This is a genomic window from Citrobacter sp. C1, assembly GCF_014596895.2.
Lineage (GTDB): Bacteria > Pseudomonadota > Gammaproteobacteria > Enterobacterales > Enterobacteriaceae > Citrobacter > Citrobacter gillenii.
The window spans coordinates 1,618,621-1,641,620 of the sequence record NZ_CP115035.1 but is presented as its reverse complement, the minus strand read 5'-3'; the positions used below and the strand labels follow the sequence as shown (position 1 = coordinate 1,641,620).

The following is a 23,000-nucleotide window of genomic DNA, read 5'->3' as shown; positions in this document are numbered from 1 at the left end:
AGCACCAGCGGTGATTAACCGCCATAAACATCAAAATCAAAGTACTTTTTCGCCAGCTTCTCGTAAGTTCCGTCAGCGCGCATTTCTGCAAACGCTTTATTCAGTGCTTCGCGCAGTTCGTTATCCTCTTTGCGCAGCCCCATACCGGTACCCACTCCGAACAATTTCTCGTCTTTCACAGACGGGCCGCCGAATTTGTAATCTTTGCCTACCGGCTGCTTCAGGAAACCTTCGCTGGCCGCAACTTCATCCTGGAACGCGGCGTCAATACGCCCGGCCGTCAGGTCAGAGTAGATATTGTCCTGCCCCTGATAGGAGACAATTTCAATACCTTTCGGCGCCCAGTGTTCATTGCCAAACGTTTCCTGAGTCGTGCCCTGCAGTACACCGACACGCTTGCCTTTCAGCGATTCAATGGTCGGCTGGATAGCCGAATCTTTCGCAACCACCAGACGAGAGTCTGCTGCATAAAGCTTGTCGGTAAAGGCGATTTCCTGCTGACGTTTTTCAGTGATCGAAAGTGACGACATGATGGCATCAATTTTCTTCGCTTTTAACGAAGGGATCAGCGCATCCAGCGGGTTTTCAACGAAGGTACATTGTGTATTAATACGCTTGCACAGTTCTTTTGCCAGATCGATGTCAAAACCGACTAATTCACCCTGCGAATTTTTCGATTCAAACGGGGCATAAGTGGGGTCGGTACCGATCCGCACTTTTTGCGGAATAGCGGCAAATGCTGCGGTAGCACTGGAGAACGCCAGAACCAGAGAAAGAGACAACACCAGTTTTTTCATAACTATCCTCAACAGACTGTCTTTTATAGGGGATCTTTACAGGACCAGGTGCAGTTATCGTGCCATTAATCAGGCCAACATGGCAAAGCATTCTGCCCTGTTGGCGGTATTTTTTTGCATGAAAAGCGCTTAAGTATGCATTCATGCTCATTATGTCAGCGATAAAAGCACCAAAATAGTGCACTGTAACTATCATGCACCGTAATCGTTCCCCGTTACGGTGCAATCGCTTCCCGTATTGGCGTATTAGTCGCCGTAGACATTAAAGGCAAAGTACTTTTTCGCCATTTTGTCGTAAGTCCCATCCTGACGCAGTTCGCCGAGCGCTTTATTAAAGGCCGCTTTCAGCTCTGCGTCATCTTTGCGTAAGCCAATCCCGGTTCCGTCACCAAAGTACTTTTTGTCTTTTACCGAAGGACCCGCAAAATCGTAGTCCTTGCCCGCAGGCTGTTTCAGGAATCCTTCGCTAGCCGCAACTTCATCCTGCAACGCGGCATCCAGACGTCCTGCCGTCAGGTCAGAATAGATAAGATCCTGGTTCGCATAGGCCACCACATCCACGCCTTTGCTGCGCCAGGTATCGTTAGCATAGGCTTCCTGGGTTGAGCCTTGCAGTACGCCAACATGTTTTCCCTTCAGCGAATCAAGGGTCGGTTGGATCGGGGAACCCTTCGCAGCAATCAGACGTGAGTCTGCGGCGTAAAGTTTGTCTGAGAACGCGATTTCTTGCTGGCGCTTTTCGGTAATAGACAGCGAGGAGATAATGGCATCGATTTTCTTCGCTTTCAGAGAGGGGATCAGCGCATCAAAGTCACTGGCAACCCAGGTACATTTGATCTGCATACGCTTACACATCTCATTGCCGAGATCGATATCAAACCCGACAAAATCCCCTTTGGCATCTTTAGAGGAAAAAGGGGCGTAGGTGGTATCTGTACCAATACGAACTGTCTGCGGAAGCGCTGCGTAGCTGGCCGCGGTGGCGGAAAGTCCTACCAGCAATGACAAAGCAAGTACCGTCTTCTTCATACATAACCCTCAAGTGGCGAAATTTTATTATGTTTTACGTTGTGTTGTGTGTTTGCAGACTTTTTCATGCAGGTCTTATGCCATTTTCGCGTCGATGAGGATATTCGACGTTAAATATGTTAATAAAACGTTGCAATATTGTCCTGATTTTGAAGATAGCAGGTATGACGGTTGAACCGCAGCGTTTCGTTACGTTTTAACGAATTAAATGTTGAGGATATGATCGCGGTTACAAAATTGCCCTGAAACAGGGCAAGGAATGCAGATATGCACGCTGGCTGAGCGGCTTATGCCCCCTGCCAGCGGGTAAACAGATCGTGCGGGAGAGCAATATTGAACTGGTCAAGTACACGGTTAACCGTTTGATTAATCACATCATCAAGCGTCTGGGGACGATGATAAAACGCCGGAACCGGCGGCATAATTACCGCGCCTATTTCCGCCGCCTGAGTCATCAATCGCAGATGCCCCAGATGTAGCGGTGTCTCACGTACGCATAGCACCAGTGGACGACGCTCTTTCAGCACCACGTCAGCGGCGCGGGTCAACAGCCCATCGGTATAACTGTGGACGATACCGGAGAGCGTTTTAATGGAACAAGGCAGAATGACCATCCCCGCCGTCTGGAATGAGCCAGATGAAATACTGGCGGCGATATCACGCGCGTCGTAATTCACATTGGCTAATGCCTGCACCTCACGTACGGACAGATCGGTTTCCAGCGCCAGGGTCTGACGCGCCGCCGCACTCATTACCAGATGGGTTTCCACATCAACAACGTCACGCAAAACCTGTAACAGCCGCACGCCATAAATTGCACCGCTGGCGCCAGAAATACCAATGATGAGTCGTTTCACTGTGAGAGCCCTTTGTTCTTCATGGCGTGACTGTGCCGGATTACCGCGTAGGGTGCAACTGTGAATGTGCAGTCGCACTCAGCGAGCTTTCGCGGATCACCAGCCGCACCGGCAGCAGTAAATTTCGCTCATGTTGCTCGCTGAGCAGTAAACGAAACGCATCTCGCCCAAGCTCGCGCTTATCTACCGCCACGGTGGTTAACGCCGGATGCGCCCAGGCAGCGGCATCGATGTCATCAAAGCCAACAATCGCGATATCTTGCGGCACGTTGATCCCCTTACGCGCGCAGACGCGCATCGCCACCAGCGCGGCAATATCGTTATAGGCAAAGATAGCATCCGGCGGCTGCGGCAGAGCTAACAGTTTGTCCATGCCCTCGACCAGCGCCTGTTCAATATCTTTGACCGGCGGTGCTTCAACACGATATTCCGCGGGTAAAGACAGCCCGGCGTCAAATAACGCCTGCTGATATCCTTCTACGCGCTGGCGGATACTGTAATGGCGTTGCGAATGGCCGAGAAACGCAATGCGTTTGCGCCCTTGTTCAAGCAGATGCCGTGTCGCAATGAAGCCCCCATGAAAGTTATCCGGATTGACGCAGGGAAAATCCGCTGCCCACAGATCCACCAGCGTGACCGGCAGTGCCAGTTTACGCAGCTCGACCAGAGTTTCCGTTTCCAGATACCCTGCGGCAATCAGCGCGTCAGGCTGATGCAAATTAATGAGTTCAGCCAGCGAATCTTCCGGGCCAATCGGCAAGAAACTCATCGCAATATCGTTTTCCCGGCAGGCGTCAGCCACCCCAAGCATCACGCTGGAATAGAACGGCAATGCACTGGCTATATTGTGCTCGCGGTGCAGCAGAAATAGCAGCCGCTTAATGCGGCCACTGCGCAAACGACCGAAATCGTAACCTTCAGACTCGGCAATCGCCAGTATCCGCTGTCGGGTCTCTTCGCTCAGTCCTGGCTGCCCTTTCAGGGCCCGGGACACGGCGGCAATCGACACACCGCACGCCATTGCAATATCTTTGATTCGGGTCTTGTTTGCCATTCCGTTCGTTTTTACCTGTCACGCGTGGTTAAGCCGATGTCGGGTTCCTTAAGCGCTAAGAATACCACTAACGCGCCAATGATTAACTCTCCCTCATTTCCCTACAGAATAACTAACAGAACCACTAATGGCGCCTCCCACCGCCACCATCGTGACACCGATCACTATAAAATAATCATTTCTAGTAAAAACCAGGATCATTTTCACAGAGAAAGAAAACCGTCATATACCGAAATACCCGTACAGCCCTATGCTCAGAACCGTTACATCTTTAGTAAAAACTGTCAGAGATAAGCCGTAATGACTTTTTAAATCATCCCCCCTTGTTCGAGGATTGGTTATGACAATTGCTGATAACCTGGATTCTGATGCACAAACCGTTGATGCGGGAGAAACGCTCTCAACCCGCGAAAAGATAGGCTATGGATTAGGCGATGCTGGTGGACACTGCATCTCAGATTTAATAAGCGGCTTTTTACTTTTTTTCTACACCGACGTGTTCGGGCTTAGCCCGGCCATTGTCGGGGCAATGTTTTTTGTTCTACGCATATTCGACGCCGTCTCTGACCCTGTGATGGGCGTGGTTGCCGACCGAACCCGCAGTCGCTGGGGGCGCTTTCGTCCGTGGCAATTATGGACAGCCGTTCCCTTGGGCATTATCGGTATCCTGACCTTTACCGTCCCGGATATCAGCCCCAACATGAAAATCGCCTGGGCATTCGGTACCTACTTCCTGCTTTCCCTGGGCTATACCGCCAACAATGTGCCCTACTGTGCGCTGATAAACGCCGTCACGAACCGCCACGATCAGGTGATGTCGTGTCAGTCCTGGCGTTTTGTATTAAGCGGTATTGCCGGCTTTCTGGTTGCGGTCGGTCTGCCGTGGATGGTGGAATTCTTTGGTCAGGGCAATCTGGCCAAAGGTTATCAATATGGCGTCACCGTACTGTGCTGCGTGGGCATGGTGATGTTTTTACTGTGCTTCTTGTGGGTGAAAGAACGCGTACCGCTGTCGCTGGTCGGCAAATTTACCCTGCGTGAGCATCTGGCCGGGCTGCGTAAAAACGATCAGTTACTGATGATGCTGGTGATGTCCTTCCTGCTGGTGAATATCCTGTGTATTCGCGGCGGCGGATACATGTACTTTATCTCGTATGTTCTGCAGGGCAGCGCCGGGTTTATGTCGCTGTTTTTCGGTGTACTGACAGTGGCGGGCATTTTAGGCGCGATCATCGTTAATCCCCTCTCGCGGCGTTTCGATATGGTGCGCTTGTATATCTGCACCAACCTGATTCTGGTGGTATTTGGCATTGCGATGTGGTTCCTGCCAACCGGAGCTGATTACCGCATGCTGTGGCTGGGCTGCATTGCGCTAAACGGCGTGATCCTCGGCTTCACCCTCCCCCTGCACTTCTCAATCATGGCCTTCGCCGACGACTACGGCGAATGGAAAAACGGCGTGCGCTCATCCGGGATGAACTTCGCTTTTAATCTGTTTTTCATCAAGCTCTCGTGGGCATCTTCCGGCGGCATTATCAGTATTCTGTTGATCATGGTGGCCTACCAGCCAGGTCTTGAAAATCAGACCGCAGCCTCTCTTCAGGGCATCACCCTATTGCAAAGCATTGTGCCGGCCATTTTCCACCTCGCACTGGCGCTGTGCCTGCTCAAATGCCGCCTCAATGGCCCGATGATGCAGCGTATTTCAACCGATCTTCACCAACGACATTCACACATTTCCTGAGGTATACATGATGCAGTCTGCTGTGATTGAAGCCGATCTCAACCGAATCACCATCACCGATCCATTTCTGGGTGAATACCAACGCTTGATTCGCGACGTAGTGATCCCGTACCAATGGGAAGCACTGAACGACACGATTCCCGAGGCAGAACCCAGCCACGCGCTGGCTAACTACCGCATCGCCGCCGGTCTGGAACACGGCGAGTTTTACGGCATGGTCTTCCAGGACAGCGATGTCACCAAATGGCTGGAAGCCGTAGCCTGGTCGCTGTGCCAGAAGCCAGATGCAGTGCTTGAAAAAACTGCCGACGAGGTGATTGAGCTGCTGGCTCAGGCGCAGTGTGACGACGGTTATCTCAACACCTGGTATACCGTAAAGGAGCCAGGGCTGCGCTGGACCAACGTCGCCGAATGTCACGAGCTCTACTGCGCCGGACACCTGTTTGAAGCGGCAGTCGCCTTCTTCAACGCCACCGGAAAACGTCGACTGCTGAACATCGCTTGTCGCTTTGCCGATCACATCGACACGGTGTTTGGTCCCAAAGAAGGCCAACTACGCGGCTATCCTGGGCACCCGGAAATCGAGCTGGCGTTGATGCGTCTGTATGAAGTCACTCAGGAACCGCGCTACCAGGCGCTGGCCTGCTATTTCGTCGAGGAACGTGGCAAACAACCCTACTATTACGATATTGAGTTCGAAAAACGCGGCGGTACCCGACACTGGGTTGGTTGGGGCGACGCTTGGCCGGGAATGATCAAAGACAAAACATACACCCATGCGCACAAACCGCTCGCTGAACAGCATGAAGCGGTCGGTCATGCAGTGCGGTCGGTGTATCTGATGACCGGACTGGCGCACATTGCCCGTATCACCCAGGATGAAGAGAAGCGCCAAACCTGCCTGCGCATCTGGAACAATATGGTGCAGCGGCGGATGTACATCACCGGCGGTATCGGCTCGCAGGGCATCGGCGAGGCCTTTACCAGCGACTACGATTTACCGAACGACACCGCTTACGGCGAAAGCTGCGCCTCCATCGGCCTGATGATGTTCGCCCGCCGCATGCTGGAAATGGAAGGTGATGCGCACTACGCTGACGTCATGGAGCGTGCGTTTTACAATACGGTGTTGGGTGGAATGGCGCTGGACGGGAAGCACTTCTTCTACGTCAATCCGCTGGAGACGTACCCGAAAAGTATTCCACATAACCATATTTACGATCACATTAAGCCGGTGCGCCAGCGCTGGTTCGGCTGCGCCTGCTGTCCACCGAATATCGCCCGCACGCTGGTCGCCATTGGTCACTATATTTTCACCCCGCGACCGGACGCGCTGTTTATCAACTTCTACGCCGGGAGCGAAGCGCAGTTCAGCGTAAAAGACCAGACCCTGGCGCTGAACATTAGCGGTAACTATCCATGGGATGAGCGGGTCACTATTCACTTTAGCCAGCCAAAGACCGTTGAACATACCGTCGCGCTACGTCTACCGGCGTGGTGCGAAACACCGCACGTGCAGGTCAACGGAGAAACGGCACAAGGCAGAGTGATTAAGGGCTATCTGCATCTGCGCCGTCAGTGGCAGCAAGGTGACATCATTACCCTGAACCTGCCGATGACGGTCCGTCGCGTTTACGCCAACCCACTGGTGCGCCACGCTGCGGGCAAGGTCGCTATTCAGCGCGGGCCGCTGGTGTACTGTCTGGAACAGGCGGATAACGGCGCTGAGTTGCATAACCTGTCGCTGCCAAAAGCAAGCGAGCTGCGTGAAATTCAGGGCGTCGGAGTGCTGAAGGGCAAAGTGTTGCTGCAAGCTGAAGGGCTGCGCGTGTTGACCGCTGAGAGTGACAAGCCGCTGTACAGCTTTGATAACCGTCAGACAACGGTCGAAAAGCAGACCTTAACGTTTATTCCGTGGTTTAGCTGGGCCAATCGTGGCGAAGGTGAAATGCGGATTTGGGTCGACGAGGCGTAACATAAAAATGCCGGATGGCGGCTACGCCTTATCCGGCCTACAACGATGGTGGACTATAGGCCGGATAAGACGCAAAGCGTCGCCATCCGGCATGCCCTGACTTACCCTTCGTTGTGCATCTCGAGGTTTTCCGCTTCATTCTGACGCAATACCGCTTTAGCGTCATCATTGCGCAGGGAATCGAGGAAATCGAGGTACTGTTGGTCAACGTCTTTGGTGACGTACACGCCGTTGAACACGGAACATTCAAACTGCTGAATATCCGGATTCTCTGCGCGGACGGCTTCGATCAGATCGTTCAGATCCTGGAAGATAAGACCGTCAGCGCCGATGATTTGGCGGATCTCGTCAACTTCACGGCCATGAGCGATCAGCTCCGTCGCCGTGGGCATATCAATACCATAGACGTTCGGGAAGCGTATTTCCGGTGCCGCAGAGGCCAGGTACACTTTCTTCGCCCCGGCTTCACGCGCCATCTCAATAATTTGTTCAGAGGTGGTCCCGCGCACGATGGAATCGTCTACCAACAGCACGTTCTTATCGCGGAATTCAGCACGGTTGGCATTCAGCTTACGACGCACAGATTTACGACGCAATTGCTGACCCGGCATGATAAAGGTACGGCCGACGTATCGGTTTTTCACAAAGCCCTGACGGTACGGTTTACCGAGAATCCGGGCAATTTCCAGCGCGATATCGCACGAGGTTTCCGGAATAGGGATCACCACATCGATGTCCAGATCTTCCCACTCACGAGCAATTTTTTCGCCAAGCTTGGTGCCCATATTCACGCGGGCGCTGTAGACGGAAATCTTGTCGATGAACGAATCAGGACGCGCAAAGTAAACGTACTCAAACAGGCACGGGTTGCTGACCGGATTATCCGCACACTGACGGGTAAACAAGTTGCCTTTTTCAGTGATATAGACCGCTTCACCCGGTGCAACGTCGCGCAGAAATTCAAAGCCAAGGGTATCCAGCGCCACGCTTTCAGAAGCCACCATATACTCGGTGCGGCCATCACCAATATCGCGTTTACCCAGCACCAACGGACGGATACCGTTAGGGTCGCGGAAGGCAACCATACCGTGGCCGATAATCATCGCTACACAGGCATAGGCACCACGGATCTGGCGGTTCGTCGCGGCGATCGCGGCAAAAATATTGTCCGCTTCCAGCGGGTAGTGGCGGAAGTTATCCAGCTCACTGGCGAAAATATTCAGCAGGATTTCTGAATCGGAAGTGGTGTTGATGTGGCGGCGCTTTTCTTCAAACAGCTTTTTACGCAGCTCATGGGCGTTGGTCAAGTTGCCGTTGTGGGCAAGCGTGATACCGTACGGTGAGTTGACATAAAAAGGTTGAGCTTCGGAGGCGCTGGAGCTGCCAGCTGTTGGATAACGCACATGACCGATGCCCATATTGCCCTGCAAACGCTGCATATGGCGAGCTTCAAAAATGTCGCTCACCATGCCGTTCGCTTTTCGCAAGCGGAAGCAGTTGTTGGCATCAATGGTGATGATGCCAGCGGCATCCTGGCCACGATGCTGGAGCACCGTTAACGCGTCATAAATCGACTGGTTTACCGGCATAACACCGGCGATACCGACAATACCGCACATACGTCTTTTCCTCGTTCAGCAACGACCCAAAATTTATACTTTGGGCAAGAAACTTGACGAGCTTTGCAGATAGTCAAAGAACCATCTGATGATGAAACTGAACTGCGGGATCAGCTGCGACTTACTCCAGTCTTCACTTTTCGACACACCGGTAAACGTATCGAGAAAGAACAGTATGGCGGCGACGATCAACGCTCCGCGCAAAGCACCGAAGCAGATCCCCAACACCCTGTCGGTACCCGACAGACCTGTTTTCTCCACCAGTTGGCCTATCACAAAGTTAACGATAGCGCCGACGATAAGTGTCGCGATAAACAGTATCGCGATAGCAATCCCATTTCGAACCAGTTCGTCTTCAAAGCCCGTAAACCAGACAGACAGGTAAGTGTAGTAATGGCTGGCGACAAAGAAAGCACAACCCCAAGTCACCAACGATAATGCTTCACGAACAAAGCCACGGATCAGGCTAACCAGACAGGAAAAACCAATCACCGCGATAATGGCGTAATCAATCCAGACCATATATGTCCCACGATTTTACGCCCTGTCGTCCTGTTCGGGGCGCATTCTAACAGAAAAAGAAAACGTTTGCGTAGGGATTTCCTTTCCACGCGTAAATAAAAATGGCGCTGAAAAAATCTTCAACGCCATCTAACTTTTTGCCTCTTTGGGCACTGCCGGATGGCGGTGTAAACACCTTATCCGGCCTACCTAAGCGTAGCGCCGTAGAGCGCAGCGCCATCAGGCAACGTCCCCTTAATTAGGGGTATACCCCATCACGACCCCACTCAAGCCGGAGATCTTCTGCAGTTCGCCAAGCGAATTTTTCAGCTTATCTCTGGAGGCGTCAGGCCCAACGAGAATACGGGTTATTTTACCCTGTACCGGCGTGGACGGGGAAGTAAATACCCGGAAACCCGCACCGCGAAGTTTACCCACGATCTCATTGACCTTGTCCGCATTTTTCAGCGCACCCAGTTGCACAACATACGCTTTGCCGGTCGGTGCCGGCGCTTCTGCGACAACCGGTTTCGGTGCAGGTGCAGGGGCGGCCGGTGTTGGCACTGGCGTCGCAACAACAGGTTGTGGCTTCGGTTTAGGTTTAGGTTGCTCGACCGGCGCAGGAATAGGATCAAACTCCGCGCCGTTAGCCACCGGCAGGCGCGACGGATCCAACGACGGCGCGGCAGCATCGCCCGCGCGCACCTCTTCTGCTGCACCTTCCGGCGGCTGCGTCGGCAGCGCCTGCGTGGCAGCAGGCATCATATCCGGCTCATCGCGGTCACCAGGTTTTGGCACCAACGGAATGGCCGCGAACTCATCCTGATAATGTTTTTTCTGCCCGTCAAGCAGCCCAGGAAGCACAATCACCCCGAGCGCAACCAGCACAATTGTGCCGACTAATCGATTCTGAAACTTACTCGCCACCGCTTCTCCCCACGTCTATCACTTCCATGACATGTGCGACAGTGTGAAACGATCCACACACCAACACGGTATCTTCTGGTTTTGCATCTGCCAACGCCGCACGCCATGCCTGCGCCACGCTATCATAGGCTTCACCTGTTCCCAGATGTTCCAGCAGTTGTTCTGCCGTCGCGCCTCGCGGCCCTTCCAGGGGCGCACAATACCACGCGTTTACCACACTTTTCAGCCAGGCCAGCGTACCAGCAATGTCTTTATCATGTAGCATACCGATAACCGCAAGCACGCGCCCGTTTTTCACTAACTTTTTCAGACGCCCGGTCAGATATTCTGCTGCATGAGGGTTATGTGCGACATCAAAAATAACGCGCGGCGATTCGCTCACAATCTGGAAACGCCCCGGTAAAATGGCCTGCTCAATCCCCTCACGAATCGCTTGCTCGCTAACATCAAGTCCGCTTGCCCGTAGCGCAGCCAACGCCGTGGCGGCATTCGGTTGCGGCACCTGAGGTAACGGAAGATGCATCAGCGTACCGTGACTGTCGGTAAAGGACCAGTCGCTTTCCGTCACCGTATAGCGCCAGTCGACGCCACAGCGCTGCAAAATAGCCCCGGTCTCTTGTGCCACATCGGCAATGGTGTAAGGCATTTCCGGTTCACCGACAATGGCCGGTTTTTCAGCGCGGAAGATCCCGGCCTTCTCACGACCAATGCTTTCGCGATCCGGCCCCAGCCAGTCAGTATGGTCAAGCGCAATACTGGTGACTACGGCGACATCAGCATCAACGATATTGGTAGCATCAAGGCGCCCGCCCAGGCCGACTTCCAGAATCACCACATCAAGCTTAGCCTGCTTAAATAACCACAGCGCCGACAGCGTACCGTATTCAAAATAGCTCAGCGAAATATCACCGCGTGCGGCTTCAATCTCGGCAAACGAGGCAGTATGGGCAGATTCCGCGAGTTCACGCCCCTGCACGCGAACACGTTCCGTGTAGCGCACCAGATGAGGAGAACTGTATACCCCGACTTTATATCCCGCCGCGGTCAGTACGGATTCCAGCGTACGGCAGGTTGTACCCTTACCGTTGGTGCCTGCCACCGTGAAAACAAACGGCGCGGGTTTCAGCACACCCAGATTTCGTGCAACCTGGCTGACGCGCTCGAGGCCGAGATCGATGGTTTTACTGTGCAGGTTTTCCAGATAAGAAAGCCACGACGCCAGGGGCGACGCGGCTTGGGGAATACGTTTATTGTCCATGATGCCTGTCAATTCGTCACGTTAATAAAAGCAAAAGGGCAGCGCCAACCGGCCTGCCCTTTTCTACTCGTCGTCTTTCACGTTGCAGGCGCGTTGGCTGTGCTCGCTCCCCCGAATCACTTAGCGGTGTAAGCTCATCGGGAATCACTCACCGTCTTCCTGCGACGCGAAATCCATAGAGTCCGTTATCAGGCCTCTGATTCCTGATCGGGTACCGGAGGTACCACTACGCCTTCAGTCGGCTCATCCGGATTCGGCGCCGGAAGATTCATCAGCTTCGCCAGAACGCTCGCCAGTTTCAGGCGCATTTCCGGACGGCGGACGATCATATCGATAGCGCCTTTTTCAATCAGGAATTCACTGCGCTGGAATCCCGGCGGCAGTTTTTCACGTACGGTTTGCTCGATAACACGTGGACCGGCAAAGCCAATCAGTGCTTTCGGTTCAGCAATGTTGAGGTCGCCCAGCATCGCGAAACTTGCGGAAACACCGCCCATGGTTGGGTCAGTCAGTACAGAGATATACGGTAAACCGCGTTCCTGCATTTTTGCCAGCGCCGCAGAGGTTTTAGCCATCTGCATCAGCGACATCAGCGCTTCCTGCATGCGCGCCCCGCCGGAAGCGGAGAAGCAGATCAGCGGACAATTGTCTTCCAGCGCCTGCTCAACGGCACGAACAAAACGTGCGCCAACCACAGAACCCATGGAGCCGCCCATAAACGCGAACTCGAATGCGGCTGCAACGACCGGCATACCGTGAAGCGTGCCTTTCATTACTACCAGCGCATCTTTTTCACCGGTTTCTTTCTGCGCAGAAGCCAGTCTGTCTTTATACTTCTTGGAGTCACGAAACTTCAGCAGGTCTTTCGGCTCAAGCTCGCTACCCAACTCCACAAGAGAACCTTCATCTAACAGGCTATGCAGGCGATTGCGCGCCGACATGCGCATATGATGGTCACACTTCGGACAGACCTCAAGATTACGTTCCAGCTCAGCACGGTATAATACCTGACCGCAGCTATCACACTTGGTCCACACCCCTTCAGGAATGCTTGCCTTGCGGGTGGGAGTAATATTGCTTTTAATTCGTTCAATCCAGCTCATTGGTGACCTTTCTGCCTGAACCTTAGTCAGCTTTGTTATAAGGGGCGCATAATGCCATTTTTGCCCCCAACAGACCATGAATGTTGCACATTAAAACATAACAGCCCGAAACTTTGGACAAAAAAGTGGTCGAACCGCTGAGTTACTTTCTATTTTTGCGCCCTTGATGCTGCGCGTTTGTGACGAATCACTTCGATAACACCAGGCAATACGGAGAGGACGATAATCGCCACAATCAATAATTTCAGGTTTTCCTGCACCACCGGCAGATCGCCAAACAGATAGCCTGCGTAGGTGAACAGTAATACCCACAGCAGCGCGCCCGCTACGTTAAACAGTGCAAAATGACGGTAGGACATGTGTCCCATACCGGCAACAAACGGTGCAAATGTGCGTACGATAGGGACAAAACGCGCCAGAATAATGGTTTTACCGCCATGACGCTCATAGAACGCGTGGGTTTTATCCAGATAGCTGCGACGGAAAATTTTCGAGTTCGGATTGCTGAACAGCCTTTCGCCGAACACCCGACCGATGGTGTAGTTCACCGCATCGCCCACGATTGCCGCCACGATCATTAACGCCACCATCAGATGGACATTTAAATCATTAGTGGGCAATGCAGAAAGCGCGCCTGCGACAAACAGCAGCGAATCTCCCGGCAGGAACGGCGTAACCACCAGTCCGGTTTCACAGAACAGGATCAGAAACAGAATGGCATATACCCAGACACCGTATTCCGCGACCAACTCCGCCAGGTGCACATCAATGTGCAGGATAAAATCAATAAGAAAGTAAATCAGTTCCATAGTATGCCTTTATACGACTCAAATTAGTCCGCCAGAAATAGCGGGCCCATCGGCGGTTTTGGCAGGTCAAACCGGTCGGGGTAATCTACCGCCACCAGATACAAACCTTCCGCTTTCGCCGTTGCCGCTGCCAGCGTTCTGTCCTTCGCCGCTAACAGTTCTGCTATCCAGCTCTCCGGCTGGTTGTGGGCACCTACTTCCATCAGGCTGCCAACAATATTCCTGACCATATGATGTACAAAGGCATTCGCTTTAATATCTACCACCACATAAGGACCATGACGCGTAACGTTAATGTGCATCACGTTACGCCACGGTGTGCGCGACTGGCACTGCACTGCCCGAAACGAGGTGAAATCATTCTCCCCAATCAGGCATTGGGCCGCGCGATGCATACGTTCAGCATCCAGCGGCTCATAGTAATGCGTCACGCCTTTACCCAGAACAGCTGGGCGCAACCGATGATTGTAGATGATATAACGGTAGCGGCGCGCCGTGGCGCTAAACCGCGCATGAAAATCATCCGGTACAGCTTTCACCCAACGCACGGCAATGTCACCAGGTAAATTCGCATTTACCCCCAGCGTCCATGCCGCATCTTTACGTTGCGCGGTGGTCTCAAAGTGCACCACCTGGCCCGTACCATGAACGCCAGCATCGGTACGCCCGGCACAAAATACCGTGATGCGTTCATTGGCGACCTGCGAAAGTGCTTTTTCCAGCTTTTCCTGAACGCTGCGAACTTCGTTCTGGCGCTGCCAGCCATAATATTTGCTGCCATCATACTCAATACCCAGCGCAATTTTATGGACGGGCAGCTGTTGCAGGTCAGACATTAGTACATATACTCCTGCACCAGTTTTTCAGCGATTTTCACCGCCATCAACGCGCCGCCAAAGCGTACGTTGTCTGCTACAGACCAAAACTGTACCTGTTCTGGCATACCGTAATCATTGTGCACGCAGCCTACCGAAAGATGTGGGCTACCCGACGCATCGCTGACCTGGGTTGGGAAATCGGTCGCTTCTGACAGCACAATGTCCTCGCCGCGCTCAAACGCATCGCGCGCTTCTTCTGCTGCCAGCGGACGTAATGCTTCAAAGCTCACCATTTGCGCATGACCGTAGAACACCGGCGACTGTACGATGCTGGCGGAGATCATCAGCCCCTCGTCCTGCATGATTTTACGCACTTCATCAACGATACGACGCTCTTCACGCACACTGCCTTCGCGGTCTGGCAGCAACGGCAGCATGTTGAACGCCAGTTGACGGCCAAAGAAATCGTCGTCATCAATCGGAATACCGTTGAGCAGTTTCGCACTTTGCCCGGCCAGCGCATCTACCGCTTTTTTACCATGAGCGGAAGCTGAGATAATATTGGTCACCGTAATACGCGAAAGGCCACCGTCGTCAATCAACGGTTTCAATGCAGACAACAGTTGGCTGGTCAGGCTGCCAGGGACCGCAATCACGTTGCGGTTGCGGTAATCTGCCAGTACGAACGGGTTCACGTCCGGTACCACTAGCGGGACGTCCGGCTCAAGCGCAAACAAACCGCTGCTGTCAATCACCAGGCAACCCGCATTGGTGGCTTCTTCTACCCATGCTGCGGTGGCTTCCACGCCCGCAACAAAAAAGGCCAGCTGCGCTTGAGTCCAGTCAAAGTCAGCGACGTCCTGGACAATGATTGATTTACCGTTAAAACGCAGGTGCTCACCCGCGCTTTCATTACGAGCCAGCGCATAGATCTCACCGACCGGGAACTGGCGTTCCGCCAGCGTGTCGAGCAGGGCTTCGCCTACGGCGCCCGTTGCGCCCAGAATGGCAATATTCCAGCCTTCAGACATGGTGATTTACTCCAGAAATACGTAAGCGTCCCTGTCGTATTATTCGACAGGGAGCATTAAGAAGACATTAATGTGCCGGGTGATGAACGGCGTTAAAACCCAGCTTACACAACAAGGTAGCGGCAGCGGCGTCGTCACACATGACGTACAAAGACGACCATTCACGGCGCTCAAGATAATTTTTACGCAGTTTATCAAACTCACCCGGAATTCCAGCGACTTTACGCAGCGGCGCATCGTCGCGGCGCACATCATACACTAAATGTACCAGCCTTTTCAGCGTTGGCTGATCCAACGGGCCATGCAACGTGATGCGTCCAAATTCCGGGGCAGGTAACAGGGTGCTCAGTGCAACGTGCTGTTCGCGGCCAATAAACTTGCTATAGGCCTCAAAGACCTGCGTGGTTCCCCGAGCCTTCCCTTCAAGGGTGTATCCTGCAATATGCGCCGTACCAATATCCGCTTTCTCGAGCAACGCGACATTCAGGTCCGGCTCGCCCTCCCAGACATCCAACACCACGCTCAGATGTTGCCCGGCATTAAGGCGGGACAGCAACGCGGTATTGTCGATGACCGGCCCACGGCAGGCGTTAATCAGGATGGTGCCCGGCTTCAGTCGGCCAATTAGTGCTTCATCAGCCAAATGCAGAGTCTTGTACGGACCGTCTTTAAACAGCGGCGTATGGAAAGTCAGTACATCGGCGTGCTCAACCAGTTCGTTCAGCGAGCGGAAATCGCCCTCGTCTCCCCGGTCAGCACGCGGCGGATCGCAAAGTAACGTGCGGACCCCTAATGCTTCCAGTCGCGCCTGCAAACGCGCGCCCACATTGCCGACACCAACAATACCCACGGTGCGATCGGCTAACGCAAAACCATCGCGCTCCGCCAGCATCAGCAGTGCTGAAAAGACATACTCGACAACCGCAATCGCATTGCAACCGGGCGCGGCGGAGAAGCCAATATCTGACTGTGCAAGCCAGGCTTCATCCACATGGTCAGTGCCCGCAGTTGCCGTCCCGACAAACTTAACCGGTTTTCCGCCAAGCAGTGCTTCATTGACCTTCGTCACCGAGCGCACCATTAAGGCGTCCGCATCATCCAGTTCTGCGACGGGAATCGGACGACCGGGAACCGCTTTTACCTCCCCCAAACGACTGAACAGTTCGCGGGCATAGGGCATATTTTCATCAACGAGGATTTTCACGTCTTTCGCACCTGTTTGAGAACGAGAGTTAACCGGACAAGTGTGCCATAATCTCGCCGCCAGGCATACTGCGAGACCTGGCTAGCACAGTTTTAAGGAACAGAGATGATGCAGCCCATTTCAGGTACGCCCGCGCGCCCTCCCGGTGAAGGCCAAAACGCCCCTTCCGTTGCGGGTGAACAACCGTTATCCACGCAACAACGTACCGTGCTGGAACGACTGATTACCCGTCTGATTTCACTTACCCAACAGCAGAGCGCTGAGGTGTGGGCCGGAATGAAGCACGATCTGGGCGTCAAAAGTGATACGCCGTTACAGTCACGTCACTTTCCTGCTGCAGAACAAAACCTGACCCAACGACTTGGGGTTGCTCAACAAAAGCATGTCAATCGTCAGGTGCTGGCGCAGCTTACGGAACTGCTGAGTCAGGGGAATAATCGTCAGGCAGTGAGCGATTTTATCCGTCAACAGTACGGACAAACGGCACTCAGTCAACTCACGCCCGATCAGTTGAAAAATGTGCTGACGCTATTGCAGCAGGGGCAGCTTTCTATTCCGCAGCCGCAGCAACGCCCGGCAACCGCTCGCCCTCTGCTACCCGCCGAGCACAACACGCTGAATCAACTGGTTACAAAAGTAGCGGCCGCTACAGGAGAATCCGGCAAGCTGATCTGGCAGTCGATGCTGGAACTGTCTGGGGTAAAAAGCGGTGAGCTGATCCCGGCAAAACAGTTTACGCACCTGGTTACCTGGCTACAGGCGCGCCAGACGCTGAGCCTGCAAAATGCCCCGACGTTGCAAACGTTGCAGGCGGTGCTCAAGCAACCGTTAGAGCCAAATGAACTTGTGGCCATCAAGGACTACGCGCAGCAAACGTATCAGATCCAACCGCAAACGATTCTGACCACCGTGCAGATACAGGATTTGCTCAACCAAATCTTCCTGCGCCGCGTTGAGCGTGACCGGGAGCAAGAATTAAGCGATCCGCGCCACCTCCAGCCGATTTATAGCCCGTTCACGCCAGTGATTGAAACCGTTAAATCACTGGCGGCGCGACCGGGACTGCTATTTGCGGCGCTACTGGTTGTGTTAGCTATATTCTGGCTCGTCGTTTAGCTTTTGCGCAACGTCAGCAGCGTCACAACAATCCCCACCACCGCAGAAATCGCTCCGGCAAGGAATACCGAGGAATAGCCGTACGCGGTGGCCAGAACACCCGCGACAGGACCGCTTACGCCGTAGGAGATATCCTGAAATGCGGCGTAACCACCGAGTGCAGTACCGCGTACCTGTGCAGGAACGCGCTTCACCACCTCCACGCCCAGCGCCGGGAAGATCAGCGAGCATCCGGCCCCGGTTAATGCTGCACCCAGCAGCGCAATCCAGGCCGTTGGCGCCTGCCAGAGCAGCAGCAGCCCCACGGTTTCAACCAACAAAGAAACCACCGCCACCTTCACGCCGCCAAACCGATCCGGCATCCAGCCAAATAGAATGCGCATGAGCACAAACGCACCGCCGAACGCGGTCAGGGTAAAACCTGCCATCGTCCAGCCGTTGCTGACAAAATAGAGCGAAATAAACGTGCCGATCACCGCAAACCCCACGCCCTGCAGCGCTAACCCCAGCCCCGGTTTCCAGATAAGCCCAACCACGCTCCATAGCGAAGGACGTTCCCCCGCATGGGCGGGCACTTTACGCACGGTGCCGTTGAATGCCCATGCCAGCAGCGGCAATGCAATGGTGGCCGCCGCCAGCGCTGCAAAGCCAAAATGGCTGTGGATCAGCAGACCCAACGGCGCACCGGCCGCCAGGGCGCCGTAAATCGCCATCCCATTCCACGACATCACCTTGCCGGAACGCGTTGGCCCAACCAGCCCCAATCCCCAGGTCAGGGTGCCGGTCAACAACTGACTTTCGCCAAAGCCGAGGATCAGACGTCCGACAATCAACAACGCAAACTTTACTGGAACGGAAACGGGTAAAAGTGCCGCTAATAGCCACGCGACTCCCGCCAGTGCACAGGCCAACATCCCCTGCAGCGCCGAACGTTTGGCACCGTATTGATCGGCTAAGCGCCCGGCGTAGCCACGTGTTAAGACCGTTGCCAGAAACTGGATGCCCACGGCAATGCCGACCATGGTGTTGCCATAGCCTAGCTCCTGGTGCACAAACAGTGGGATGACGGGTAAAGGTAGCCCGACCGTCATATAGGTCAGGAAAACGGCAAAAGCGATACGAAACAGCGACACATTCGCCGACGGTGTTTTTTCTTGTTGGGTTACTGCTGTCATGCGTTACTCCAGAATGCAGAGTAAGGCGAGGAATGCCCACGCCCCCCTCTACCTGACGATCAGGATTAAGGTGCGTTGGATAACGTTAAACGCTTACGCATTATCATGAGGATAATGTTGAACCTGGAGTCTGCCTGTAAACCAGATTAATTGTCAACGATATAAAAAAGGGGAGCCAGGCGGCTCCCCTTACTGTATAGCATGGACCGGATAACAAATCCGGCCTGTTCTGATCTCTTACGCTTTCAGCTTACGCATAACCAGCGTGGCATTCGTGCCGCCAAAGCCGAAGCTGTTGGACATGACGGTCGTCAGCGCTTTTTCAGTCGGTTCGGTCACGATGTTCAGACCCGCCGCCTGCTCGTCCATCTCTTCGATGTTGATGCTTGGTGCGATAAAGCCGTGTTCCAGCATCAGCAGGGAGTAGATAGCTTCCTGCACGCCAGCCGCGCCCAGAGAGTGACCAGTCATCGCTTTGGTTGCGGAGATCGCCGGGCTGTTGTCGCCGAAGACTTCACGGATAGCGCCCAGTTCTTTCACGTCGCCTACCGGAGTAGAGGTACCGTGGGAGTTCAGGTAGTCGATTGGCGTATCTACGCCGTTCATCGCCATCTGCATGCAACGCACTGCGCCTTCACCTGATGGAGCCACCATGTCTGCGCCATCGGACGTTGCGCCGTAGCCAACGATTTCAGCATAGATATGCGCGCCACGTGCCAGAGCGTGTTCCAGCTCTTCAACCACAACCATACCGCCGCCGCCTGCGATAACGAAACCGTCACGGTTCGCATCATAAGTACGGGATGCTTTTTCCGGGCAGTCGTTATATTTGGTAGACAGTGCGCCCATGGCGTCGAACTCACAGGCCATTTCCCAGCACAGCTCTTCGCCGCCGCCAGCAAAAACGATATCCTGTTTGCCCAACTGAATCTGCTCAACCGCATTACCGATACAGTGCGAAGATGTCGCACAGGCGGAGCTGATGGAGTAGTTCACACCGTGGATTTTAAACGGGGTTGCGAGGCAGGCAGACACACCTGAGCCCATCGCTTTTGTGACCACATACGGGCCAACCGCTTTCAGGCCACGCGGGCTACGCATTGCGTCAGCGCCGAACACCTGAAAACGTGGGGAGCCGCCGCCGGAACCTGCAATCAGGCCAACGCGCGGGTTATTCTGGTAAACTTCTGCAGAGAGGCCGGCGTCAGCCACTGCCTGCTCCATAGAAAGGAATGCATAGATGGATGCGTCGCTCATAAAGCGCACAACTTTACGGTCAATGAGTCCAGTGGTATCCAGTTTTACGTTGCCCCAAACGTGGCTACGCATGCCGGAGTCCTTCAGCTCCTGAGAGAAAGTGATCCCTGAACGTCCTTCACGCAGAGATGCCAGGACTTCCTGCTGGTTATTACCGATGCTGGAAACGATGCCCAAGCCAGTAATCACTGCACGTTTCATTCAATACCTCTGTAAGTCGCACTATTTTAAAGTTTCGAGTGGCACAATAGCGTACACTTGTACGCCGAACAAGTCCGATCAGCCATTTTATGTGGAAATTTGCGCACTCAGGCACTCATCGTTAAGATCGAGACACAGCAAGCCAGACGAGTAACTTACGTGAAACAATACGCGATACAACCTGCCAACCTCGAATTCAACGCTGAGGGTACACCTGTTTCCCGAGATTTTGACGATGTCTATTTTTCTAACGATAACGGGCTGGAAGAGACGCGTTATGTCTTTCTCGGCGGCAATCATCTCGCGGACCGATTCCCCACCCATTCACGCCAGTTATTCATAGTGGCGGAAAGTGGTTTTGGCACTGGGCTAAACTTCCTCACCCTCTGGCAGGCATTTACGACTTTTCGCACTGCGCACCCTGACGCTACCCTGGAAAGATTACATTTCATCAGTTTTGAAAAATATCCGCTGACGCGTGACGACCTGAAGTTGGCCCATCAGCATTGGCCGGAACTGGTTCCGTGGGCTGAGCCATTACAGGCTCAGTGGCCGCTGCCGTTAGCAGGTTGTCATCGACTGCTGTTGGATGAAGGTAGGGTTACGCTGGATTTGTGGTTCGGCGATATTAACGACCTCACCAGTAAGTTGGATGAATCCCTGAACCAGCAGGTCGACGCCTGGTTCCTCGACGGTTTCGCACCGGCAAAAAATCCCGATATGTGGACACCGACGCTGTTTAACGCCATGGCCCGGCTGGCCCGTCCAGGCGGCACGCTGGCAACCTTCACCTCCGCAGGTTTTGTGCGTCGGGGCTTGCAGGACGCCGGTTTTACAATGCAGAAATGCAAAGGCTTTGGGCGCAAGCGTGAAATGCTGTGCGGCGTGATGGAACAACACCTCACGTTCCCGTCACCCGCACCGTGGTTCTCACGCGCCAGCACGGAAAAACGGGAAGCGGCTATTATCGGGGGCGGTATTGCCAGCGCACTGCTGTCGCTGGCTCTCTTACGTCGTGGCTGGCAGGTAACGCTGTATTGCGCTGACGATAAGCCTGCGCAGGGCGCATCCGGTAATCGTCAGGGCGCACTTTACCCTTTACTCAGTAAACATGACGCCGCCATTAATCTCTTTTTCCCCACCGCATTTACCTTTGCCCGACGTCTGTATGACGCCCTGCCGGTGGATTTTGCCCACGACTGGTGCGGCGTAACGCAACTTGGTTGGGATGAAAAAAGCCAACAGAAAATCACCCAGATGCTGTCGCTTGCCTTACCCGACGACCTCGCGCTGGCCGTTGATGCTGAGCAGGTTCTGCAAACAACCGGCGTCGCAACCAACTGCGGCGGGATTCAGTATCCTGGCGGAGGATGGCTGTGTCCGGCGCAGCTCACCGCCGCCGTACTGGATTACGCCACGACGCTGGGATTACGCACCCATTACCAACATACACTGGCATCACTTGTACAGCAGGAAAACAGCTGGCAGCTTCAGTTTGCCACTGGCGAAACCGTCGAACACGAGGTAGTGGTGCTGGCGAATGGTCATCGCATAAATCGCTTTGATCAGACCCAACCGTTACCGGTTTATTCTGTCGGCGGTCAGGTGAGCCATATCCCCACCACGCCTGCACTGTCGGTCCTACGTCAGGTGTTGTGTTACGACGGCTATCTCACGCCGCAAAATCCGGCCAATCAGCATCATTGCATCGGTGCGAGCTATCGTCGTGGTGAGGAAGATACAACGTATCGCGAGGAAGATCAGCAGCAAAACCGCCAGCGTTTACTCGACTGCTTCCCGCATGCCGCATGGGTAAAAGAGGTGGATGTCAGTGGGCAATCGGCACGCTGTGGCGTTCGCTGCGCCACCCGCGATCACTTACCGATGGTCGGCAATGTGCCGGACTATGAGGCAACGCTCAGCCAGTACGCCAATCTGTCAGAACACAAAGAGACCGCCGCGCGCGCACCGGTTTACCGTGACGTCTTTATGCTGGGCGCGCTGGGCTCGCGCGGACTGTGTTCCGCCCCGCTGTGTGCAGAGATCCTGGCCGCGCAAATGAGTAATGAACCCATCCCAATGGATGCAGAAACCCTTGCCGCGTTAAATCCGAACCGTTTATGGGTGAGAAAATTAGTGAAGGGAAAAGCGGTAAAATCCTGAGGTCATCATTGCGGGCCGCATGAGTCGTTAACGGCATCCGGCCCGCAAGGCAATTATTGTTGTGTCGCCTTCTGGAACAACGTGTCCCACATCTCTTTTACTAACGCCTGGTCACGCGGCGAAAGTTCGCCCGCGCTGATGGCTTTTTCCAGGCTGCTGGTAACATTGGCGTACAGTGCCTCAGCGGAATGGTCGTCGCCGCCGTCCAGTTCTGCCACAGCCAGCGTCAAGTGTCCACGCAAGTACCCACTGGCAAACAGCTCATCATCGCTGGCGTGTTCTACCATATCGTCGATTAGTACCAGAATGCGTGATTCAAACTCCGCGATCATCTTATTTCCTCATTGTAAACGTGGCAGCCG

20 protein-coding genes are annotated in these 23,000 nt (G+C 54.1%); 4 read left to right on the top strand and 16 right to left on the bottom strand.

Annotated elements, in window-relative coordinates; all coding sequences use genetic code 11:
• Window positions 1-14: 14 nt before the first annotated feature.
• The 4 genes from hisJ to IB214_RS07945 all read right to left on the bottom strand — a co-directional run bounded on the left by hisJ (window position 15) and on the right by IB214_RS07945 (window position 3,737).
• Window positions 15-797 carry a histidine ABC transporter substrate-binding protein HisJ gene (gene hisJ, locus IB214_RS07960; RefSeq protein ID WP_096756352.1) on the bottom strand — a complete coding sequence of 261 codons (783 nt, stop codon included), beginning with the start codon at window positions 795-797 and terminating at the stop codon, window positions 15-17.
• A gap of 246 nt (window positions 798-1,043) precedes the next feature.
• The gene (gene argT, locus IB214_RS07955; RefSeq protein ID WP_096756351.1) at window positions 1,044-1,826 is read right to left on the bottom strand and encodes a lysine/arginine/ornithine ABC transporter substrate-binding protein ArgT; all 783 of its coding nucleotides are present in this window, start codon (window positions 1,824-1,826) and stop codon (window positions 1,044-1,046) included.
• A 287-nt stretch (window positions 1,827-2,113) separates the two neighbouring features.
• Window positions 2,114-2,683, bottom strand: coding sequence for a UbiX family flavin prenyltransferase (locus IB214_RS07950; RefSeq protein WP_117343402.1), 570 nt, complete (start codon window positions 2,681-2,683; stop codon window positions 2,114-2,116).
• A gap of 40 nt (window positions 2,684-2,723) precedes the next feature.
• The gene (locus tag IB214_RS07945; RefSeq protein WP_117343401.1) at window positions 2,724-3,737 is read right to left on the bottom strand and encodes a LacI family DNA-binding transcriptional regulator; all 1,014 of its coding nucleotides are present in this window, start codon (window positions 3,735-3,737) and stop codon (window positions 2,724-2,726) included.
• Between the two features lie 340 nt (window positions 3,738-4,077).
• Here IB214_RS07945 and IB214_RS07940 point away from each other — a divergent pair, with 340 nt between their 5' ends.
• On the top strand, window positions 4,078-5,481 hold the full coding sequence (locus IB214_RS07940) for an MFS transporter (protein ID WP_115257898.1): 1,404 nt from the start codon (window positions 4,078-4,080) through the stop codon (window positions 5,479-5,481).
• Between the two features lie 7 nt (window positions 5,482-5,488).
• Complete coding sequence (locus IB214_RS07935) at window positions 5,489-7,456, top strand: beta-L-arabinofuranosidase domain-containing protein (protein WP_117343400.1); 1,968 nt, start codon at window positions 5,489-5,491, stop codon at window positions 7,454-7,456.
• Window positions 7,457-7,557: 101 nt separating this feature from the next.
• On the opposite strand, the gene purF is transcribed toward IB214_RS07935, so the two are convergent.
• The 9 genes from purF to pdxB form a co-directional block, all read right to left on the bottom strand.
• Window positions 7,558-9,075, bottom strand: a complete 1,518-nt coding sequence (gene purF / locus IB214_RS07930; protein ID WP_096756346.1) for an amidophosphoribosyltransferase — start codon at window positions 9,073-9,075, stop codon at window positions 7,558-7,560.
• 33 nt (window positions 9,076-9,108) lie between these two features.
• Complete coding sequence (gene cvpA / locus IB214_RS07925; protein ID WP_096756345.1) at window positions 9,109-9,597, bottom strand: colicin V production protein; 489 nt, start codon at window positions 9,595-9,597, stop codon at window positions 9,109-9,111.
• Between the two features lie 234 nt (window positions 9,598-9,831).
• Entirely contained in the window at window positions 9,832-10,503 is a 672-nt protein-coding gene (gene dedD, locus IB214_RS07920) for a cell division protein DedD (RefSeq protein ID WP_115257896.1), read from the bottom strand.
• On the bottom strand, window positions 10,493-11,761 hold the full coding sequence (gene folC / locus IB214_RS07915; RefSeq protein ID WP_115257895.1) for a bifunctional tetrahydrofolate synthase/dihydrofolate synthase: 1,269 nt from the start codon (window positions 11,759-11,761) through the stop codon (window positions 10,493-10,495). The genes dedD and folC overlap by 11 nt, the downstream gene beginning before the upstream one ends.
• A 188-nt stretch (window positions 11,762-11,949) precedes the next feature.
• Complete coding sequence (gene accD, locus IB214_RS07910; RefSeq protein ID WP_096756342.1) at window positions 11,950-12,864, bottom strand: acetyl-CoA carboxylase, carboxyltransferase subunit beta; 915 nt, start codon at window positions 12,862-12,864, stop codon at window positions 11,950-11,952.
• A gap of 149 nt (window positions 12,865-13,013) precedes the next feature.
• Entirely contained in the window at window positions 13,014-13,673 is a 660-nt protein-coding gene (locus IB214_RS07905; protein WP_096756341.1) for a DedA family protein, read from the bottom strand.
• Between the two features lie 23 nt (window positions 13,674-13,696).
• The gene (gene truA / locus IB214_RS07900; RefSeq protein ID WP_096756340.1) at window positions 13,697-14,509 is read right to left on the bottom strand and encodes a tRNA pseudouridine(38-40) synthase TruA; all 813 of its coding nucleotides are present in this window, start codon (window positions 14,507-14,509) and stop codon (window positions 13,697-13,699) included.
• Entirely contained in the window at window positions 14,509-15,522 is a 1,014-nt protein-coding gene (locus tag IB214_RS07895) for an aspartate-semialdehyde dehydrogenase (protein ID WP_115257894.1), read from the bottom strand. The genes truA and IB214_RS07895 overlap by 1 nt, the downstream gene beginning before the upstream one ends.
• Window positions 15,523-15,589: 67 nt before the next feature.
• Window positions 15,590-16,726 (bottom strand): 4-phosphoerythronate dehydrogenase PdxB, encoded by a 1,137-nt coding sequence (gene pdxB / locus IB214_RS07890; protein WP_117343399.1) that lies wholly within the window; start codon window positions 16,724-16,726, stop codon window positions 15,590-15,592.
• A 108-nt stretch (window positions 16,727-16,834) separates the two neighbouring features.
• On the opposite strand from pdxB, the gene flk reads away from it, so the two are divergent.
• Window positions 16,835-17,842 (top strand): flagella biosynthesis regulator Flk, encoded by a 1,008-nt coding sequence (flk, locus tag IB214_RS07885; RefSeq protein ID WP_117343483.1) that lies wholly within the window; start codon window positions 16,835-16,837, stop codon window positions 17,840-17,842.
• Here flk and IB214_RS07880 read toward each other — a convergent pair.
• Both IB214_RS07880 and fabB read right to left on the bottom strand, forming a co-directional pair.
• Window positions 17,839-19,017 carry an MFS transporter gene (locus IB214_RS07880; RefSeq protein ID WP_117343398.1) on the bottom strand — a complete coding sequence of 393 codons (1,179 nt, stop codon included), beginning with the start codon at window positions 19,015-19,017 and terminating at the stop codon, window positions 17,839-17,841. The genes flk and IB214_RS07880 overlap by 4 nt on opposite strands.
• A 237-nt stretch (window positions 19,018-19,254) precedes the next feature.
• Window positions 19,255-20,475 carry a beta-ketoacyl-ACP synthase I gene (gene fabB / locus IB214_RS07875; RefSeq protein ID WP_096756333.1) on the bottom strand — a complete coding sequence of 407 codons (1,221 nt, stop codon included), beginning with the start codon at window positions 20,473-20,475 and terminating at the stop codon, window positions 19,255-19,257.
• 159 nt (window positions 20,476-20,634) lie between these two features.
• Here fabB and mnmC point away from each other — a divergent pair, with 159 nt between their 5' ends.
• Window positions 20,635-22,638: a bifunctional tRNA (5-methylaminomethyl-2-thiouridine)(34)-methyltransferase MnmD/FAD-dependent 5-carboxymethylaminomethyl-2-thiouridine(34) oxidoreductase MnmC gene (mnmC, locus tag IB214_RS07870; RefSeq protein WP_117343397.1), complete on the top strand. Its 2,004-nt coding sequence runs from the start codon at window positions 20,635-20,637 to the stop codon at window positions 22,636-22,638.
• 53 nt (window positions 22,639-22,691) lie between these two features.
• Here the strand turns inward: mnmC and IB214_RS07865 are convergent, their stop codons facing one another.
• On the bottom strand, window positions 22,692-22,970 hold the full coding sequence (locus tag IB214_RS07865) for a YfcL family protein (RefSeq protein ID WP_096756331.1): 279 nt from the start codon (window positions 22,968-22,970) through the stop codon (window positions 22,692-22,694).
• Window positions 22,971-23,000: the final 30 nt, after the last annotated feature.

Coding starts and splice junctions, on each gene's coding strand:
- cvpA (WP_096756345.1), bottom strand. CDS start 9,597: ATGGTCTGGATTGATTACGCCATTATCGCGGTGATTGGTTTTTCCTGT.
- IB214_RS07880 (WP_117343398.1), bottom strand. CDS start 19,017: ATGACAGCAGTAACCCAACAAGAAAAAACACCGTCGGCGAATGTGTCG.
- flk (WP_117343483.1), top strand. CDS start 16,835: ATGCAGCCCATTTCAGGTACGCCCGCGCGCCCTCCCGGTGAAGGCCAA.
- truA (WP_096756340.1), bottom strand. CDS start 14,509: ATGTCTGACCTGCAACAGCTGCCCGTCCATAAAATTGCGCTGGGTATT.
- purF (WP_096756346.1), bottom strand. CDS start 9,075: ATGTGCGGTATTGTCGGTATCGCCGGTGTTATGCCGGTAAACCAGTCG.
- accD (WP_096756342.1), bottom strand. CDS start 12,864: ATGAGCTGGATTGAACGAATTAAAAGCAATATTACTCCCACCCGCAAG.
- IB214_RS07945 (WP_117343401.1), bottom strand. CDS start 3,737: ATGGCAAACAAGACCCGAATCAAAGATATTGCAATGGCGTGCGGTGTG.
- folC (WP_115257895.1), bottom strand. CDS start 11,761: ATGGACAATAAACGTATTCCCCAAGCCGCGTCGCCCCTGGCGTCGTGG.
- IB214_RS07865 (WP_096756331.1), bottom strand. CDS start 22,970: ATGATCGCGGAGTTTGAATCACGCATTCTGGTACTAATCGACGATATG.
- IB214_RS07935 (WP_117343400.1), top strand. CDS start 5,489: ATGATGCAGTCTGCTGTGATTGAAGCCGATCTCAACCGAATCACCATC.
- IB214_RS07905 (WP_096756341.1), bottom strand. CDS start 13,673: ATGGAACTGATTTACTTTCTTATTGATTTTATCCTGCACATTGATGTG.
- IB214_RS07895 (WP_115257894.1), bottom strand. CDS start 15,522: ATGTCTGAAGGCTGGAATATTGCCATTCTGGGCGCAACGGGCGCCGTA.
- argT (WP_096756351.1), bottom strand. CDS start 1,826: ATGAAGAAGACGGTACTTGCTTTGTCATTGCTGGTAGGACTTTCCGCC.
- fabB (WP_096756333.1), bottom strand. CDS start 20,475: ATGAAACGTGCAGTGATTACTGGCTTGGGCATCGTTTCCAGCATCGGT.
- IB214_RS07940 (WP_115257898.1), top strand. CDS start 4,078: ATGACAATTGCTGATAACCTGGATTCTGATGCACAAACCGTTGATGCG.
- hisJ (WP_096756352.1), bottom strand. CDS start 797: ATGAAAAAACTGGTGTTGTCTCTTTCTCTGGTTCTGGCGTTCTCCAGT.